The following is a 16,410-nucleotide window of genomic DNA, read 5'->3' on the forward strand; positions in this document are numbered from 1 at the left end:
CGTGGAAGCAGAAGCAAACAGCAGGGCCGATGACACTCCGCGGCTCGAACTGCGTAGCGCGAGCAAGGCGTTCGGGCGCGTGCGCGCGCTCATCGACGGCAGCTTGAGGCTCATGCCCGGCGAGGTCCATGCGCTGCTCGGCGAAAACGGCGCGGGCAAGTCGACGCTCGTGAAGATTCTCGCGGGGGTGTATCAGCCCGACGGCGGCGAGATGCGCATCGACGGCGTGGAGCGCGCATTCGCGACGCCCGCCCAGGCACGCGACGCCGGTATCGCGGTGATTTATCAGGAGCCCACACTGTTCTTCGATCTGTCGATTGCGGAGAACATTTACATGGGGCGTCAGCCCGTGGATCGCGTGGGCCGTATCGACTACGACACGATGCATCGCGAGGTCGCGGCGCTGCTCCAGTCGCTCGGCGTCGAGCTGAAGCCCGAACGGCTCGTGCGCGGCCTTTCGATTGCGGACCAGCAGGTGATCGAAATTGCGAAGGCGCTTTCGCTCAACGCGAACGTGCTCATCATGGACGAGCCCACGGCCGCCCTCTCGCTGCCCGAGGTCGAGCGGCTCTTTACGATCGCGCGCACGCTGCGCGACCGTGGCGTGGCGATTCTCTTCATCACGCACCGGCTCGAAGAAGTCTTCGCGCTCACCCAGCACGTGACGATCATGCGCGACGGCGCCAAGGTGTTCGACGCGCCCACGGCCACGCTCAAGACCCAGGACATCGTCGCGAAGATGGTGGGACGCGACCTCGCCACGTTCTACCCGAAGGCGGACGTGCAGCCGGGCGAAGTGATGCTGCGCGTGCGCGGCCTCACGCGCCGCGGCGTCTTCAAGGACATTTCGTTCGACGTGCGCGCGGGAGAGATCGTCGCGCTCGCGGGGCTCGTGGGCGCGGGGCGCAGCGAAGTGGCGCGCGCGATCTTCGGCATCGATCCGTGCGACGCGGGGCAGGTGCAGATCGCGGGCAAGCCGCTGGCCTCCGGCATGCCCGCTGCGGCCGTGAAGGCCGGGCTCGCGCTCGTACCCGAGGACCGGCGTCAGCAAGGTCTCGCGCTCGAACTGAGCATTGCGCGCAACGCCTCGCTCACCGTGCTCGGGCGGCTCGTGCGCTTCGGCCTCATCTCCACGGGGCGCGAAGTGGAGCTGGCCGGGCAGTGGGGCAAGCGCCTGCGCCTGAAGGCGAGCGATCTGAACGCACCCGTGGGCACGCTCTCGGGCGGCAACCAGCAGAAGGTGGTGCTCGGCAAGTGGCTCGCCACCGGGCCGAAGGTGCTCATCATCGACGAACCGACGCGCGGCATCGACGTGGGCGCGAAGGCCGAAGTCTACGGCGCGCTCGCGGAACTCGTGAAAGAGGGCATGGCCGTGCTGATGATCTCGAGCGAACTGCCCGAAGTGATCGGCATGGCCGACCGCGTGCTCGTCATGCACGAAGGCCGTATCACCGCCGACATCGCACGTGCCGACGCCAACGAAGAGCGCATCATGAGCGCCGCGCTCGGCGAAACCAACATTCATCTGGGGCACGCCGCATGATGCGCCATTCCACTTCTCCTCATCCCCTGCACGGCGGCGAGCCGCGCCCGCAGCGGCGCAACGCGGGTGCGTGGGCCGAAGCGCTGGCGCGCAGCCGCGAGACCACGCTTTTCGTGGTGCTGCTGCTGATCGTGGGCGGCACGGCGCTCGCGCGGCCGCAATTCCTCAACCTGCAGAATCTGCGCGACGTGCTGCTCAACGTCTCCATCGTGAGCTTGCTCACGGCGGGCATGACGATCGTGATCCTGATGCGCCATATCGATCTCTCGATCGGTTCGACGGTCGGCATCAGCGCCTATGGCGTGGGCAGTCTCTACGTGGCGTTCCCGCACATGCCCGTGCTCGTGGCGCTGGTCGCGGGGCTCGCCATCGGACTCGTGGCGGGCGCGATCAACGCGCTGCTCGTGGCGGTGGGGCGCGTGCCGTCGCTCGTCGCGACGCTCTCCACGCTCTACATCTTCCGCGGCGCCGATTACGCGTGGGTGCATGGCGGCCAGATCAACGCCACGAGCCTGCCCGACGCGTATTCGCGGCTCGCCACCGGCTCGGTGCTCGGCATTCCGGTGCTGGCGCTCGTCGCGATCGTGCTGCTGGCCGCGCTCTCCGTGTATCTCAAGCAGTTCCGGCCGGGCCGCGAGTACTACGCGATCGGCTCGAACCCGGAAGCGGCGCGCCTCGCCGGCATCAACGTGGAGCGGCGCGTCGCGACGGGCTTCTTGATCAGCGGCGCGATTGCGGGCCTGGCAGGCGCGCTGTGGCTCGCCCGCTTCGGCACTGTGGACGCGAGCACCGCGAAGGGCATCGAGTTGCAGGTGGTCGCGGCCGCCGTGGTCGGCAGCGTGGCGATCACGGGCGGCGTGGGCACGATACTCGGCGCGACGCTCGGCGCGCTCGTGCTGGGCGTGATCAGCATCGCGCTCGTGGTGCTGCACGTCTCGCCGTTCTGGGAGCAGGCGATCCAGGGCGCGCTGATCGTGGCCGCCATCGCCGCCGATACGCTGCTCGCCCGCTCAGTGGCAAAACGCATGATGAGGAAACGCGACCATGGCTAGGAACGCCCCGAAACCCGACGCCGCGCTGCTCACGCGCAAGCCCGGCCTGCCGCTCAGCTGGGAGGCGCTGCTCGTCGTCATTTTCATTGCATCGCTGGTGGTGGGGCGCGTGCTCTCGCCTGTGTTCCTCACGAGCGCGAACATCAGCAACGTGCTCGCGGACCTCACCGAAGTCGCGCTCATGGCCTTGCCGATGACGCTCATCATCGTCGCCGCCGAGATCGATCTTTCGGTGGCCTCGGTGCTCGGCGCCTCGAGCGCCTTGCTCGGCGTGCTCTGGCACATGGGCTTGCCGATGCCGGCCGCCATGGCGCTCGTGCTCGTGGCAGGCGGCCTCGCGGGCCTCTTCAACGGGCTCGTGATCGTGAAGCTCAATCTGCCTTCGCTCGCGGTGACGATCGGCACGCTCGCGCTGTTTCGCGGGCTGGCCTACGTGTTGCTCGGCGACCAGGCGATTGCCGACTTCCCGCCGGGTTATACGCTATTTGGCATGAGCAACCTGGGCAGCACGTTCATCCCGTTGCCGTTCCTGATCGTCGCGGCGTGCGCCATCGTGTTCACGATATGGCTGCAGGCCACGGCGTTCGGCCGCAGCCTCTTCGCGATCGGTGCGAACACCACGGCCGCGTCGTTCTCGGGCATCGACGTGCCGAAGATCAAGCTGCGCCTCTTCGTGCTCTCGGGCGTCATGAGCGCGCTCGCGGGCATCGTCTATACGTTGCGCTTCACGAGCGCGCGCGGCGACAACGGCGAAGGCTTCGAGCTTTCGGTGATCGCGGCGGTGCTGTTCGGCGGCGTGAGCATTTTCGGGGGGCGCGGGTCGATGTACGGCGTGCTGCTCTCGCTCCTGATCGTCGGTGTACTGAAGAATGCGCTCACGCTCGTCGACGTGTCGAGCGAAACGCTCACGATCGTGACCGGGGCGCTGCTGCTGGCTTCGGTGCTGATCCCGAATCTCGCCGCGCGCTGGCGCACGATGCGCGACCGGCGCGCGCTGGCGCGGGCGGCGTGAACGTGGTGTGAAGAAAGGCAAGGAAGTCAAGAGGCAGTCAATCAGCCGGACGCGTCCGGTACCCATCGAGGAGACGATTCATGAGAAAGCCAGTACGTCACGTGTGCACGGCCTTGCTGTGCGCGATGCTAGTGGGAGGCGGGGTCGCGGCGCATGCGGCCGGCATCAAGGAGGGGTTGAAGATCGCGTTCGTGCCCAAGCAGATCAACAACCCCTACGAGGTGATCGCCGATAACGGCGGTCTGGACGCGATCAAGGAGTTCAAGGGCGAGGGCAAGGCGGTCGGACCTTCGGACGCGGGCGCGTCCTCGCAGGTTTCGTACATCAATACGCTGACCACGCAGCACCAGGACGCGATCGTCATCGCGGCCAACGATGCGAATGCGCTCGTGCCGTACTTGAAGCGCGCGATGGATCAAGGCATCAAGGTCGTTACGTTCGACTCCGACACGGCGCCCGAAGGGCGGCAGATCTTCGTGAACCAGGCGAACGCGGAGAGCATTGGCCGCGGCCAGATCCAGCTCGTTTCGAAGCTGATGGGCGGCGAAGGCGAGTTCGCGATTCTCTCGGCCACGCCCAACGCGACGAACCAGAATACCTGGATCAAGTGGATGCAGGAAGAGCTGAAGAAGCCCGAGTACTCGAAGATGAAGCTCGTGAAGATCGCCTACGGCAACGACGACGACCAGAAGTCCTTCGTCGAGACGCAAGGCTTGCTGCAGGCGTATCCGAACCTGAAGGCAATCGTTGCGCCCACCTCGGTCGGCATCGCGGCGGCGGCGCGTTATATCTCTTCGTCGCCGAGCAAGGGCAAGGTGGCGGTGACGGGCCTCGGCACGCCTAACCAGATGCGCGCGTTCGTGAAGAACGGCACCGTGAAGGCGTTCCAGCTTTGGGACCCGGGTGCACTCGGCTATCTCGCCGCGTATGCGGCGGCCAATCTTGCTTCGGGCACGATCACGGGCAAGGAAGGCGAGTCGTTCGAGGCGGGCAAGCTCGGCAAGCGTACGATCGGCAAGAGCGGTGAGGTGATTCTCGGGCCGCCCACGACGTTCGATGCTTCGAATATCGATAACTTCAACTTCTGATTCACATTGCTGGTTTTATCGATGTGGAATGCCAAACGACCCGGCTTTGCCGGGTCGTTTGTTATTGGCCGTTCGAATCGGGCTTCGGGCTCGCGCGCGGGGGCAGGGGCTGAGGCTCGGCCGCCATTCCCTCCACCGGATAGAGATTGAGAAACGACCTCGCCTCGTCCATCGAACGGCTCGCCAGCCAGTTCTCATACTCGGAAGGCGGCACGATCACCACGGAACGTTTCTCGTCCCCGGGCTTGTGGAAACGCTTCATGAGCGGATGATCGCTCGCATTGACGGTAAGCATCGTGAACGAGTACGCCTTGCCGGCCTCGCCTTCGTCCCACTCGCGCCATAAGCCGGCAATGGCAAACGGCGCGCCATCGGCAAGACCAATGCGCCAGCGCACCGCCTTGCCGGTCTCGTAGCTCGGCTCAAAAATCGCCTCGCAGGGAATCAGGCACAGCTGCAGCTTCTTCCACGCGCCACTGAAGCTGCGCTTCTCGCCCACCGATTCGGCGCGCGCATTCATCGTGTCGAACACCTTCACACCGGGCGGAATCTGTTTGCGCGGCACCATGCCGAATGTCGCGAGCAGGGCTTCGCGTGCATCGGGCGTCACGGGCGCATGGGGGGTTGGGCCAACACGGCGGATCACCGGCGCGGCATAGTCCTTGAAAATCTCGTCGCGCCACGGGTCGTCCGGCGGCAGGACGCCGTAGTGCCTGAAGAGGTAGTCACGGCGTGCGGCGGCGTAGTTCGTGCACATGGTCGTCTCTCCGTCCCGTCCTTCAGAATCATTCTGACATGTGATAGGCTGTATAAATATACAGTGTTTTGGGGCGGAAAATGGGACGGGATCATCGTCACTTCCCTCCGCTCACGGCGGCGGAACTGGCTGAAATCTACGACCGGCATCCCTTGCCCGTCGTATTGCGGTTGCTATGGGAAATCCACCGGTTGCGCTCCACCATCAGCCGGGCAAACCAGATACGGCTCACGATCGGCACGCGCGTCGGTAAGGCAAATACGCCTGCGGGCATGTGGGAGCGTTTCGAGCAGGAACTCGACGCGGAGCCGTGTTTGACCGATCCGCTCACGGCGCGTCAAAAGGGTTTGCTGCACGAGGGCGAGCCCGAAGGGCGGCTGAAGCGCCGGCGGCGCAACGGCGATTGAGGGTTGGCCTGCACTGCGGAGCTTCAGAGATAGAGGGCTCTCTCGAAAATGCGGCGTGCGGGGTTTCATCTCCCATCATGTGGGCTCGCACACGCTTGCCAACCATTCGTATGGCACGCTGAAATTTGGCTGTAAGTGGCGCTTGTTAGAGTCCATGAAAGCAGTTGTCTTTCGTGGCAGTCAACACAAGAGCGACTTCTCATGGCCATTCTCCGCGCATGCTGGTTCGTTCTGGCGCTGCTTCTCAGTGCTCCCGTCTGGGCCTACCAGACACGTGTCGTGTCGATCCCCAGCGCCGCAATGGAGCGCTCGTTCGACGCGACCGTCGTCTTGCCCGACGACTACGCACGCGGCAACCACGCCGCGCGCTTTCCGGTGATCTATGTGCTGCACGGTTCGGGCGGCAGTTATGCCGACTGGACCTCGAACACCCGCATAGGCAAGCTCGCCGACCGCTATCACGTTGTGCTCGTGATGCCGGACGGCGGACACGAGAGCTGGTATATCGACAGCCCGTTCGATCGCAGCAGTCGTTATGAAACGTATGTGGGCAGCGAGGTCGTGTCGTATATCGACATGCATTTCCGCACGATCGCCACGCGCGAGGCGCGCGCGATCACGGGTTTGAGCATGGGCGGTTTCGGCGCGCTGCGCATCGCGCTGGACCGGCAGGAGACCTTCGGCGCGGCCGGCAGCATTAGCGGCGCGGTCGATCCGCGCAACTGCGAAGACGAGCCCGGTATCGATCACGTGTTCGGCGATCCCGCGCGGCACGCGTCGTTCTGGAACAGTAATGCGATCGTGGATAGCGCACAGGACTTCGAACGAGCCCATATCGCGCTGACCATCGACTGCGGCGTGAGCGACTTCTTCGTGCAATCGAACCGCACGCTGCACGAGAAGCTCGTCGAACTGGGCGTGCCGCACGATTACGCAGAACGTCCAGGCGGCCATACGTGGTCCTACTGGTCGAACTCGATCCGCTACCAGGTGCTCTTCTTCGCCACGGCGTTCCAGCGCGCCGGCTGGCATCCGCAAGTGGCGTGACGCATCACGAAGCGCGCGCTTTTCCGGCGCGCGCGTGTTTGCCAACGTCTTTTCAACCTCATTCCGTCACACCATTTCCCGCGAAACCCTGCCCGGTCTCGGGCACCGCGCTTGCTGTGATGATCCTGCAGGGGCGGGCGCGTCGATCCGTCCTGCTCAACCAGATGCCGGGCATCAGGCGACCGCACGCGGCGCCGGGGCGCGGCGACCACCCTTGAGCCGGTTCGCACCGGATGCAGGAGGACGTCATGCTTCAATACGCTGTCATTTTCTTTATCATCGCGATCATCGCGGCCGTGTTCGGTTTTGGCGGCATCGCGGCGGGTGCGGCATCGATCGCCAAGATCCTGTTCTTCATCTTCCTCGTGATCTTCCTCGTCACGTTGGTGCTTGGCGTCGTGAGACGGGGCTGATCAACGAACCCCCTTGTTGCAGTTGAATCGCAGCCCGCTCGTGCGGGCTGCGTTTTTGTATTCGACAGCTGCGTCCGGATACTTCGTATGACGAATTAACTCATCTCGCTGGCAGCCTGATGCATCACGCGATCGTATCGACCACGCCGCCGTCCACGCGCAAGGCCGCGCCCGTGGTTGCGGACGCCTCTTTCGAGCACGCGTAGACGATCATGTTCGCCACTTCCTCCACGCTCGCCGCGCGCCGGATGATGGAAGAGGCGCGATGTGTCTGCACGAACTGCGCGGCGACTTCCTCGACGGTTTTGCCCGAAGCGGCCACTTCGTCCTTGAGCATGTGCGTCACGCCATCGGAGAGAGTCGGGCCCGGCAGCACCGAATTGACCGTGACGCCCGTGCCCGCAAGGCGCTTGGCGAGGCCGCGTGCGAGCGCGAGTTGCGCGGTTTTCGTCATGCCGTAGTGGATCATGTCGGCGGGAATGTTCAATCCCGATTCCGACGAGATGAACACGATGCGCCCCCAGCCGCGCTCGACCATGGCATTCGCATAGGCGCGCGAGAGCCGTACGCCCGACATCACGTTCGTTTCGAAGAAGCGCAGCCACTCGGCATCGGGAATCTCGAAGAAGTCCTGCTGCTGAAACACACCGAGATTGTTCACGAGGATGTCCGCCTGCGGATGCGCTTTCACGAGCGCGTCGCATCCTTGAGCACTGGAAAGATCGCCGACGAAACCCTGCACGCGCGCGCCGGGCGCAGCGGTACGCAGCGCCGCTTCGGCTTCGCGCACGTTTTCGGTGTGACGGCTGCTGACGATCACGTCGGCGCCCGCGAGCGCGAGGCCCTTGGCCGCGGCGAGGCCGATGCCCGCAGCCGAGCCGGTGACGAGCGCGAGTTTTCCAGTCAGATCGATTTTCATGCGGGCTCCTCGAGGAGAAGGCTGGCCACGCTCGCGAACGCCCATTGAACGTGTGTCGAACGTTCTGGACGCAACGTCGCGCGCGGCCATTGTGAAGGGAACGGGCAGTGTACTGCGCAGGCGCTCCGGATGCGTTCTGAGGCGTCTCACGCACCCATCGCCGGATCGCTCACGCTGTCCCTGCCGGTTTCCACCCGGCCCGCGAAGCGCCTTAGCACGCCGTTCTCCGCGCTCAGCGTGAAGTCGTACCAGCCGCCCGAATCCGCGAGCGCCCAGTTCGACTGAACCTGCTCGCCGGCGCGCAACGCGTAGGTCCAGGGGCCGTCGCTGCGGTAGGCATTGGCCGCCAGGCTCACATTCGACGCCGCGCTCGCGCGGTTCGCGATGCTCAGCACGAGCGCATTGCTCGCGGCGTCGTAGCGCACGCGCACTTCGGGATTGGGCCCATGCGCCGCCGCGCGCACGTTGCCCTCGAAGGCGCGATGGAAACCGTTCGGGCCAAGCACCCACAGCCGGTATGCACCGTCGTCGGCGGCGCTGGGCGTCCACGTGTCGCGCAGGGTCTTGCCGGCTTCGACGGTGTAGCGGCGCGGCGACCTGTCGAGATGAAGCGTGTCGTACACGTGAAAGACGGCGCCGGTTTTGCCTTCGTTGCCGAACTCCAGTTGAACCTTGTGATGTCGCCCATCGACGCTCGCATCCACGTCGAGGCGGTACGGCAGCGCGCGCGAGGGCCGCGCCTTGCGCGCCTGCTGCGGCAGGGTCTGCATGTCGGGCTGCGGCACGGGCACGGGCTTGAGCGCGTTCTGCTGCTTGTTCAACGCATCGGCGTCGGCCTTCGTGGGCGCGGAAAACGCCTGCACGGGCTTTTCGTTCGGCGTGCTGAAGTTGAATGCCGAGGTGAGATCGCCGAATACCGCGCGCCGCCACGGGCTGATATTCGGCTCGCGCACGCCGAAGCGCGCCTCGATGAAGCGCAGCACCGACGTGTGATCGAAGACTTCGGAGTTCACATAGCCGCCCGTGCTCCACGGCGAGACGACGATCATCGGCACGCGCGGCCCGGGCCCGAACGGCAAGCCGTCTGGCTTGACCGGCTTGCCGTCGCCGGGCGGGTTCGGCATGGTGAAGTATTCGTGGCGCGTACTGGCCGTGGATTTGCCTGCATACTCGCCGTCCTTGATGGGCGAGGGCGGGCAAGGCGGCGGCATGTGATCGAAGAAGCAATCGTTCTCGTCGAAGTTCACGAAGAGCACGGTCTTGCTCCAGACGTCCGGGTTGCGCGTCAGCGCTTCGAGCAGCTTCTGGAGATAGTAGGCGCCCTGGCCCGGTGTCGAAACGGCAGGGTGTTCGGAATAGGCCTGCGGCGCGATGATCCAGCTCACCTGGGGCAGCTGGTTCGCCGCGATGTCGTCATCGAGCGCCTGCAGGAAGCCGCCATCGGGCATGGTATTGCCGACGCCCTTGTAGAGCGGCTCGCGTGCGTCGAGTGCCTCGGTCCACGGCACGTTGGGCGAGCCTTCGATCGTCTCGAGCACCTTGCGATAGCTCGCGAATCCGATGAGCGGATTGTCGGTGTAGTTATCGGGCTGGTTTTCGTAGACCTTCCACGTCACGCCTGCGGCCTGCAGGCGCTCCGGATACGTGGTCCATTTCAGGCCCGTGGACGGCGCGCCGATGTTGTCCCAACCGTTGTTGTCGACCACGGCATAAGGGGAGGCCGTGGGGCCGTTGGTGCCGGTAAACAGAAAAAGCCGGTTCGCATTGGTGCCGCCGTGCAGCGAGCAATAGTAGGCATCGCAGATCGTGAAGGCGTTGGCGAGCGCGAAATGAAACGGCAGGTCGGAGGCCTGAAAGTAGCCCATCGAGGCATCGCCCTTGAACTTGGGCCAATGCGTCATGCGGCCGTGGTCCCAGGCCGCGTGGGCGTCGGCCCAGTTGTGCGCGCCGCCCGCGAGCAACGCGTTGCCCTTGCGGCTGTCCAGGTAGAACGGCAGCAGCGTGCGGGTGCCGTCGCTCTGTTGCCATACATTGGCGCCGTCGGGCAGGGGAATCGTGATGCGGTCCGAGAAGCCGCGCACCCCGGGCAGCGTGCCGAAGTAGTGGTCGAACGCGCGGTTCTCCTGCATGAAGACGACGATATGCTGCACGTCTTCAATCGTTCCGGTTGCGTCGTTGGCAGGAATGGCCAGGGCCCGCTGGATGGCGGGCGAAGCCAGGGTGAGCGTCGCGCCCGCGGCGGCGGCGCGAAGGAAATCACGGCGGTCCATCGAAGTCATGGTGGGTTCGCGTTGTTGTCGTTGTGCTCGCGACCATTAGCATGACACGTTGGCGCCGCCGCGGGTGCTCGATGAACGGTTGCGGGTGCGCGTGCGCGCCCTTTAGAGCTTCACGCCGCCGGCCTCCGGCGGCTCGCGCCCCGGCTCGTCCAGCGACAGTCTCGCGGCGTCGTCGCTCCAGTACGGCTCCCGGCCGTAGTACTGGTGCACGGAACTGGCCCAGGTGCGATCGGCCATCGAGGGCCATTCGTCTTTGTCGAAGCCCGGTGCGTTCTTTACGCGCTCGGAGTTGAGCGCAATCACGAAGCACTTGCGTGCCGCGTCGAGCGTGAGGGCATTCCACGGCACCGCGAGCAGCTTGTCGCCGATGCCGAGAAAGCCGCCGCTCGACATCACCATGTAGGCGATGCGGCCGCTTTCCACGTCGAGCATGATCTCCTTGACCTTGCCGACTTCGTCGCCGTCCGAACTCATCACGCGGTCCCCGTCCAGCGTACTGGCCGCCATCACGTCGGGGCCGGGGCCACGCGTGTCCGACTGGTCGCGGCCGACGATACGTGCACCGTCGCGTGCGTCGTCGCCGCTGGGCGACGCTGAACCGATCGGGGTTTGCGAGTAGGCCATGATGTTCTCCTTGTTCACGATGAAACACGCACGCCGGGGGTCTCCCGCGCGCGGCGCGCGCCGGTTATGCAGCAGATTGCGGAAGTTGAGGGCGCAACCATGCGCCCTGGCGGTCGTGGTGGCTCGAAGGAAGATTCAGCGGCTCTTGCCGCCGCCGTCCAGGCCGGCGCCTTTGCGCCACACTTCCTTGCCTTGCTCAGAGAGCTCGCCGCTGCTGCGGGTGGCGTCGGGCTCGGTGCCGTGTACGGCCATATCGCCGCCTGGCGGCTCCGTCGCCCCTTTCTTCTCGCGCTTGCGTTGCGCCACACGCTCGTCGTGCGAGCGGCCTGCGTATTCGCTCATTTCGACCTCCTTCGGTTATGCGCATCGCATCACGACGCAATGCGGCTAGGGTTCGATCCCGTGCCGGCCTCGAAATGGACCGGCCAAGCCGATTCCACAGCATCGGTCATGCCGTGGCGCGCGAGGCGCGGCGATCGATCGAGAACCGGTCAGGATGCCGAATCAAGGAAACGCCCGCGAACCGCCGCGTTGGGCGCCCCGGTGTCGCGTCAGTCGCTACAACGAGGATGTAAATCGTTCATGCGGCGCAGGAGGCAGGTGGCTCGAGCCTGTCAGGGCGTGGCGACCCGATGGAGGATGTCGAGCAGCTGCGAAACCGCGAAGGGCTTGCGCAGGAAGCCCACGACGTCGGCGTCGGGGGGCAGGGTGACGAGCGCGGAGACGAGCACGAGCGGCACACCCGCGAGCTTGCTGCTGCGCCTCATTTCGCGCATGAGAGAGAGACCGTCCATGCGCGGCATCATGCAGTCGGAGATCACGACATCGGGAGGGTCGTCGAGCGCGCTTTGCAGGGCATCCGAACCGTCTGCGGCAGTTCTGACCCGATAACCTTCCTGCCCGACCAGTTCCTTGAGCGCGTCGAGCGCGTTCGTGTCGTCGTCGACTAGTAGTACGGTAGCCATACGTTTCTTGCGTGAGCGGCCCGGCAGATCGTGGCGGCTGGGCCTTTGTTCTTCGCGATCGCGTCGCGGCGGGCCGAGGGTGTCCGGCGGCCGTCCCGCAGGCCGCAATTTCTGTTCCCGTCGCGCGCAATCGCGCTCCGCGCCCGTCATCGTTGCCGTTTCGTTCGTCATCCTTGCGTTGCCGCGCCGCGTTGTACGGTCGAGCCGCGCGCGCCCAGTTGCGCCGCGACGATGAGTGCCGAGACTTCGGCAAAGCTGCCGAACGCCTCGTCGGGCAAGCGGCGCAGGGCGTCGGTCACGTCGCGCGGCGCGCCGCTGCGCTCGGCGGTTTCGATCAGCGTGGCGGGGTGTGCGGGCCAGGTGACGCGTTCGAGGGCGTGCAGCACGCGATCGCTCAGCGCCTCGGCGTTCGAACGCGCCTCGTCAGGGGTGTCAGATCGTGCGGCCTCGCAAGCGGAAGCAGGCTTCATCGGCTCCTCCTTCGAAGATCGCGACGCCTCCCGCAGTTGCCGTTCCCGGCGCCCATTATCTGTGCGCGCCGTGCACCGTGGTTACAGGCTGGGAGAGGACGTGGCCGCGCGCGTCCTCCCGGGCAATCGGGCGGCCGTTCAGGCGGGAAGCTTGTCGGCGAGCACGTCGGCGCGGCGGATCTGCGGCGGCGCGGCCAGCAGTTCGCCTGCGCGCGCCATCAATGCCGCGGCCACCTGGCCGTTCAGATGCGCGCTGCGGCCGGCCTCGTCGTCGAATGCGTCGAAGATCGCAAACGTCGTGGCGTCGAAGCGCACGCCGAACCAGGCCGGCGTGCCGGGCTCCGCATCGACCAGCGGCTTCGCGCCCGCGAGAAATGCCGCGAGTTCCTCTTCCTTGCCGGGCTGCGCGTGCAGCTCGACGTACAACGCATGCTGGGTCATGACATGGCTCCTGTTACGTCGTGGCGTCAAAGGCATGGTCGCGGTCCTGCGGGGCGTTCGTCAAGCGCCGGGAGGGCGCGGCGGGTTTTTCCCGCCTGCCGCGTGAGAATTACGATTCGTAGTCCAAATAGAGCCCGGGGTTTCATGGTTTTGTCTGACTACGCCGGGGGCACCGGCGCGCTTCGGCCGGCCAGCCATGCGGTTTTGAATAAACCTTCTACACGCGGCCAGGGCGAATGTTTTTCAAATTGATGCCGTAAACTCAGGCATATCTTCAGACCACGCCGTACATGCTAGATCCGGTCAATATCCTTCTCGTCACGGTGCTTTCGAGCATCATGAGCCTCGCCATTCTCGGCTCGCTGCGGCCTGCGGGTATTCCCGGTGTCGGGCGGTGGATCGGCGCCTATTGGATGGCCAGCGTGGCGCTCCTGCTCGCGGGCCTGCAACGGCTTGGTTTTCCCATCCTCACCGTGTTCGTTTCGAACACTTTGCTGGCGCTCGCCGTCGTGCGGCTGCTCGAGGGCTGCCGTCAGTTCTTCGGGCTCAAGCCGCGTGTGCCGCTCGCCTACGCGGGAACCGTTGCGCTCGCAATGGGTATTGTGTGGTGGTATTGGGTCACGCCCAGTCTCGGCGCGCGCGTGGCCGTCGTCTCCGCGTTTCATGCGGCTATCTACGCGTCGCTCGGCTGGCTCTCGCTGCGTTGCCGCCCGCCTGAGCGCCCCGTGTACAGCTATCGGTTCGTGACCCTCGCGGCGTGGCTGGGCGCGTTCGCGCACGCGCTGCGCGGGGTGATGTACGGCAGCGGCTTCGTGAAGCAGTACGGGCTGCTCGACTTCACGCCGCTCAACGTCGCGTGGCTCGCGCTCGGCATTCTCGTGCTGCCTTCGCTTTCGATCGGCATGGTCCTGCTCGCGCACGATCGCATGGCCGAGCGGCTCGAACGCCTCGCGAACCAGGACGAGCTGACCGGCGCACTCACGCGCCGCGCCTTTCTCGCTCAGGCGAACGCGTCGCTCGAAGCCGCGCGCGAGAAGGGCCAGCGGGTCGCGTGCGCGATTGTCGATATCGATCACTTCAAGTCGATCAACGACCGCTACGGGCACGCCACAGGCGACCGCGTGCTCGCGCAGTTCTGCCGCGTCGTGAAGGGCGGCGTGCGCGTGGAGGACTTGTTCGGCCGCCTCGGCGGCGAGGAATTCGCGCTGCTCTTCGTGGGCATGACCCGCGACGATGTCGTGACGCGCCTCGATGAATTGCGCGTGTTGACGCTCTCCGTGCGCCGCAGCGCCGACGCTCACGTCCGCGAATCCGGCGAGGAGCCCCACGACGGCCTGACGTTCAGCGCCGGCGTGGATGAACTGCAGGCGCAAGACTCGCTCGCCACGTTGATGGCGCGCGCCGACGCCGCGCTCTACGTCGCCAAGTCACGCGGGCGCGACCGCGTCGTGGCCATCTGACGATTCCGTCGGTCTCCTCCACGCAATCTATGCGTGGTGAATCAGCGCTCGCGCCCTTTCGCGGTGCGACGGGCAATCCTTGTCGAAACTCCATGCGCTACGCATAGTTGCGCAATGCGAGGCGCTTAACAGCGCTGTTTTTAAACGATAATTATCAATGGCGCGACTGACGTTGCGTGCAGCGTGAAGGCGCTTCGCTGCATGACGTGCATGTCCAGGTGGCCTGCGTGGCGCGCCTCAAAAATTTTCGGGCGGGCGTTTCTTCCCTTGTAACCAGTGGCGATCACGCGAAGCGGGATTCGTGCGGATACGAAGGCGCCTGCTCCCGGCGCCCCGCGCCCGCATTGGTTTTCTCTCGAGCGCGCTCTGGCGCCGCCGGCCGTGACCACTCCCCGCCGCGCGCCGCGACTCACGCGCTCGCCAGTCATTGCATCACCCACATTCATAAGTCCGCTGCCGGAATGCGCACGTCAGGCCTCATCGCGCGTGTCGTTTCGTTGCGGGCACATTACGGGCCTGCCTTTCGGAATCCTTCCTGACCAGACAAGTCGCCTCCGGGGCCGGCCTTTAACCACAAGGAGCCTGAGATGAAAGTTGGCAGCAACTGGCGTAACGCACATAACAACGACGCGGCATTGCCCGCATTCCTCGCAGCACGTGTCGATCGCTACTACACCGAGCGCGTGCAGGAAAGCTGGGCCGGGGGGCACATCATGAAGGGACGTGTTGCCGATGCGGATGCCTTGCACCTTTCGAGTAATGACTACCTCTCGATTGCACGCCACCCCGAGATTCTCGATGCAATGTGCATGAGTATCCGCTCGGAGGGCAACGGGCTCCTGATGTCCGGTGTGTTCCTGCACGGCGACGACTGCCCGCAGCTCGCGCTCGAAGACCGCTTCGCGTCATACATGGGGGCCGAAGCGAGCGTGCTGTGCCAGTCGGGTTTTGCCGCGAATACGGGGCTGATCCAGTCGATCGCCAATGCGCAGACGCCGGTGTACGTCGACATGATGGCGCATATGTCGCTGTGGGAAGGCATCCGCAGCGCCGGTGCGCGGGCGATTAGTTTCTTCCACAACGATGTTGATCACCTCGAGCAGCGCATCCAGCGCTACGGGGCCGGGATCGTGATCGTCGATTCGGTGTACAGCACGAACGGCAGCGTGGCGCCGCTCACGGCGATCGCCGAAGTGTGCGCCGAGCACGACTGCGTGCTGGTCGTCGACGAGTCGCATTCGCTCGGCACGCACGGCCCGCACGGTGCGGGCATGGTGGCCGAGCTCGGGCTCATCGACCGCGTGCATTTCCGCACCGCGAGTCTCGCGAAGGCGTTTGCCGGGCGCGCGGGCATCATCAGCTGTTCGCGGCGTTTTCAGGAGTATTTCAAATGCGAGGCGCTGCCCGCCATTTTCAGCTCGACGCTGCTGCCGCATGAAACGGCGGGTCTCGCGGCGACGCTCGACGTGATCGAGCGCGAAGACTGGCGGCGCGCGCGCGTCGCGGCCAATGCGCGTTACGTGCGCTCACGGCTGGCCGAGCTTGGCTACAACCTGAACGGCAGCGAAACGCAGATCATCGCGCTCGAAGCCGGGCCGGAGCCGCAGACGATCGTGCTGCGCGACGCGCTCGAGGCACGCGGCATTTTCGGTTCGGTGTTCTGTGCGCCCGCCACGGCGCAGAACCGCTCGCTCGTGCGGCTCTCGCTCAATGCGGCGCTGTGCGAGGAAGAACTGGAGCGGCTCGTCGAAGTGTGCGCGGAGATTCGCGACGAGGTGCAGATGTGGAACTGGCCGTCCACGCGCCGCAACGAACGCAACGCGGGCCGTGCGCGCATGCGTCTGCCGCAGGCCGTGGTGAACATGCCGATGGTGGCCGTGGCGGCCTGAGCCGTGCGCGATTGAGGCGGCGTGGAGCGAGACAGCGGTAGCGT

The 16,410-nt window shown here is 65.5% G+C and carries 17 protein-coding genes; 9 read left to right on the forward strand and 8 right to left on the reverse strand.

The annotated features are described in order from the left end of the window. Window position 1 precedes the first annotated feature (1 nt). From AB4Y40_RS13940 to rhaS, 4 genes are all read left to right on the forward strand, one after another. Window positions 2-1,543 (forward strand): sugar ABC transporter ATP-binding protein, encoded by a 1,542-nt coding sequence (locus AB4Y40_RS13940; protein WP_368688183.1) that lies wholly within the window; start codon window positions 2-4, stop codon window positions 1,541-1,543. Continuing rightward, window positions 1,540-2,595, forward strand: coding sequence for an ABC transporter permease (locus AB4Y40_RS13945; protein WP_368688184.1), 1,056 nt, complete (start codon window positions 1,540-1,542; stop codon window positions 2,593-2,595). The genes AB4Y40_RS13940 and AB4Y40_RS13945 overlap by 4 nt, the downstream gene beginning before the upstream one ends. After that, window positions 2,588-3,607 (forward strand): ABC transporter permease, encoded by a 1,020-nt coding sequence (locus tag AB4Y40_RS13950; RefSeq protein ID WP_368688185.1) that lies wholly within the window; start codon window positions 2,588-2,590, stop codon window positions 3,605-3,607. Before AB4Y40_RS13945 ends, AB4Y40_RS13950 begins: the two co-directional genes overlap by 8 nt. 80 nt (window positions 3,608-3,687) lie before the next feature. Beyond that, a complete protein-coding gene (rhaS, locus tag AB4Y40_RS13955) occupies window positions 3,688-4,695 on the forward strand; it encodes a rhamnose ABC transporter substrate-binding protein (RefSeq protein WP_324156578.1) in 1,008 nt (335 codons plus the stop codon). 61 nt (window positions 4,696-4,756) lie between these two features. Here rhaS and AB4Y40_RS13960 read toward each other — a convergent pair whose 3' ends face one another. Continuing rightward, a complete protein-coding gene (locus tag AB4Y40_RS13960) occupies window positions 4,757-5,452 on the reverse strand; it encodes an SOS response-associated peptidase (protein ID WP_368688186.1) in 696 nt (231 codons plus the stop codon). 80 nt (window positions 5,453-5,532) lie between these two features. Here AB4Y40_RS13960 and AB4Y40_RS13965 point away from each other — a divergent pair, with 80 nt between their 5' ends. From AB4Y40_RS13965 to AB4Y40_RS13975, 3 genes are all read left to right on the forward strand, one after another. Beyond that, window positions 5,533-5,859, forward strand: a complete 327-nt coding sequence (locus tag AB4Y40_RS13965; protein WP_342918658.1) for a hypothetical protein — start codon at window positions 5,533-5,535, stop codon at window positions 5,857-5,859. Between the two features lie 201 nt (window positions 5,860-6,060). After that, window positions 6,061-6,906: an alpha/beta hydrolase gene (locus AB4Y40_RS13970; protein WP_368688187.1), complete on the forward strand. Its 846-nt coding sequence runs from the start codon at window positions 6,061-6,063 to the stop codon at window positions 6,904-6,906. A 248-nt stretch (window positions 6,907-7,154) separates the two neighbouring features. Next, window positions 7,155-7,319 carry a DUF1328 family protein gene (locus AB4Y40_RS13975; protein ID WP_028210724.1) on the forward strand — a complete coding sequence of 55 codons (165 nt, stop codon included), beginning with the start codon at window positions 7,155-7,157 and terminating at the stop codon, window positions 7,317-7,319. A 124-nt stretch (window positions 7,320-7,443) separates the two neighbouring features. Here AB4Y40_RS13975 and AB4Y40_RS13980 read toward each other — a convergent pair whose 3' ends face one another. The 7 genes from AB4Y40_RS13980 to AB4Y40_RS14010 all read right to left on the reverse strand — a co-directional run bounded on the left by AB4Y40_RS13980 (window position 7,444) and on the right by AB4Y40_RS14010 (window position 13,017). Further along, a complete protein-coding gene (locus tag AB4Y40_RS13980; RefSeq protein ID WP_368688188.1) occupies window positions 7,444-8,238 on the reverse strand; it encodes an SDR family NAD(P)-dependent oxidoreductase in 795 nt (264 codons plus the stop codon). A 146-nt stretch (window positions 8,239-8,384) separates the two neighbouring features. After that, entirely contained in the window at window positions 8,385-10,517 is a 2,133-nt protein-coding gene (locus tag AB4Y40_RS13985; RefSeq protein WP_368688189.1) for a phosphocholine-specific phospholipase C, read from the reverse strand. A 102-nt stretch (window positions 10,518-10,619) separates the two neighbouring features. Beyond that, window positions 10,620-11,141, reverse strand: coding sequence for a PRC-barrel domain-containing protein (locus AB4Y40_RS13990; protein ID WP_368688190.1), 522 nt, complete (start codon window positions 11,139-11,141; stop codon window positions 10,620-10,622). A gap of 135 nt (window positions 11,142-11,276) precedes the next feature. Continuing rightward, complete coding sequence (locus AB4Y40_RS13995) at window positions 11,277-11,483, reverse strand: hypothetical protein (protein ID WP_368688191.1); 207 nt, start codon at window positions 11,481-11,483, stop codon at window positions 11,277-11,279. Between the two features lie 272 nt (window positions 11,484-11,755). Then, a complete protein-coding gene (locus tag AB4Y40_RS14000; protein WP_342918663.1) occupies window positions 11,756-12,106 on the reverse strand; it encodes a response regulator in 351 nt (116 codons plus the stop codon). Window positions 12,107-12,273: 167 nt separating this feature from the next. Further along, window positions 12,274-12,576 carry a DUF2795 domain-containing protein gene (locus tag AB4Y40_RS14005; RefSeq protein ID WP_368688192.1) on the reverse strand — a complete coding sequence of 101 codons (303 nt, stop codon included), beginning with the start codon at window positions 12,574-12,576 and terminating at the stop codon, window positions 12,274-12,276. 138 nt (window positions 12,577-12,714) lie between these two features. Continuing rightward, window positions 12,715-13,017 (reverse strand): putative quinol monooxygenase, encoded by a 303-nt coding sequence (locus tag AB4Y40_RS14010; protein ID WP_368688193.1) that lies wholly within the window; start codon window positions 13,015-13,017, stop codon window positions 12,715-12,717. A 290-nt stretch (window positions 13,018-13,307) separates the two neighbouring features. Here AB4Y40_RS14010 and AB4Y40_RS14015 point away from each other — a divergent pair, with 290 nt between their 5' ends. Next, window positions 13,308-14,477: a GGDEF domain-containing protein gene (locus tag AB4Y40_RS14015; RefSeq protein WP_368688194.1), complete on the forward strand. Its 1,170-nt coding sequence runs from the start codon at window positions 13,308-13,310 to the stop codon at window positions 14,475-14,477. Between the two features lie 587 nt (window positions 14,478-15,064). Next, complete coding sequence (gene cqsA, locus AB4Y40_RS14020; RefSeq protein ID WP_342918666.1) at window positions 15,065-16,366, forward strand: alpha-hydroxyketone-type quorum-sensing autoinducer synthase; 1,302 nt, start codon at window positions 15,065-15,067, stop codon at window positions 16,364-16,366. The last annotated feature ends 44 nt before the right edge of the window (window positions 16,367-16,410 follow it).

Origin of the sequence: Paraburkholderia sp. EG287B, from assembly GCF_040965595.1 — a bacterium.
Taxonomy (GTDB): domain Bacteria; phylum Pseudomonadota; class Gammaproteobacteria; order Burkholderiales; family Burkholderiaceae; genus Paraburkholderia.

Bases quoted from the DNA above. Each gene is read 5' to 3' on its own strand.
- AB4Y40_RS13945 (WP_368688184.1), top strand. From the start codon at position 1,540: ATGATGCGCCATTCCACTTCTCCTCATCCCCTGCACGGCGGCGAGCCG.
- AB4Y40_RS13950 (WP_368688185.1), top strand. From the start codon at position 2,588: ATGGCTAGGAACGCCCCGAAACCCGACGCCGCGCTGCTCACGCGCAAG.
- rhaS (WP_324156578.1), top strand. From the start codon at position 3,688: ATGAGAAAGCCAGTACGTCACGTGTGCACGGCCTTGCTGTGCGCGATG.
- AB4Y40_RS13960 (WP_368688186.1), bottom strand. From the start codon at position 5,452: ATGTGCACGAACTACGCCGCCGCACGCCGTGACTACCTCTTCAGGCAC.
- AB4Y40_RS13965 (WP_342918658.1), top strand. From the start codon at position 5,533: ATGGGACGGGATCATCGTCACTTCCCTCCGCTCACGGCGGCGGAACTG.
- AB4Y40_RS13970 (WP_368688187.1), top strand. From the start codon at position 6,061: ATGGCCATTCTCCGCGCATGCTGGTTCGTTCTGGCGCTGCTTCTCAGT.
- AB4Y40_RS13975 (WP_028210724.1), top strand. From the start codon at position 7,155: ATGCTTCAATACGCTGTCATTTTCTTTATCATCGCGATCATCGCGGCC.
- AB4Y40_RS13980 (WP_368688188.1), bottom strand. From the start codon at position 8,238: ATGAAAATCGATCTGACTGGAAAACTCGCGCTCGTCACCGGCTCGGCT.
- AB4Y40_RS13985 (WP_368688189.1), bottom strand. From the start codon at position 10,517: ATGACTTCGATGGACCGCCGTGATTTCCTTCGCGCCGCCGCCGCGGGC.
- AB4Y40_RS13990 (WP_368688190.1), bottom strand. From the start codon at position 11,141: ATGGCCTACTCGCAAACCCCGATCGGTTCAGCGTCGCCCAGCGGCGAC.
- AB4Y40_RS13995 (WP_368688191.1), bottom strand. From the start codon at position 11,483: ATGAGCGAATACGCAGGCCGCTCGCACGACGAGCGTGTGGCGCAACGC.
- AB4Y40_RS14000 (WP_342918663.1), bottom strand. From the start codon at position 12,106: ATGGCTACCGTACTACTAGTCGACGACGACACGAACGCGCTCGACGCG.
- AB4Y40_RS14005 (WP_368688192.1), bottom strand. From the start codon at position 12,576: ATGAAGCCTGCTTCCGCTTGCGAGGCCGCACGATCTGACACCCCTGAC.
- AB4Y40_RS14010 (WP_368688193.1), bottom strand. From the start codon at position 13,017: ATGACCCAGCATGCGTTGTACGTCGAGCTGCACGCGCAGCCCGGCAAG.
- AB4Y40_RS14015 (WP_368688194.1), top strand. From the start codon at position 13,308: ATGCTAGATCCGGTCAATATCCTTCTCGTCACGGTGCTTTCGAGCATC.
- cqsA (WP_342918666.1), top strand. From the start codon at position 15,065: ATGAAAGTTGGCAGCAACTGGCGTAACGCACATAACAACGACGCGGCA.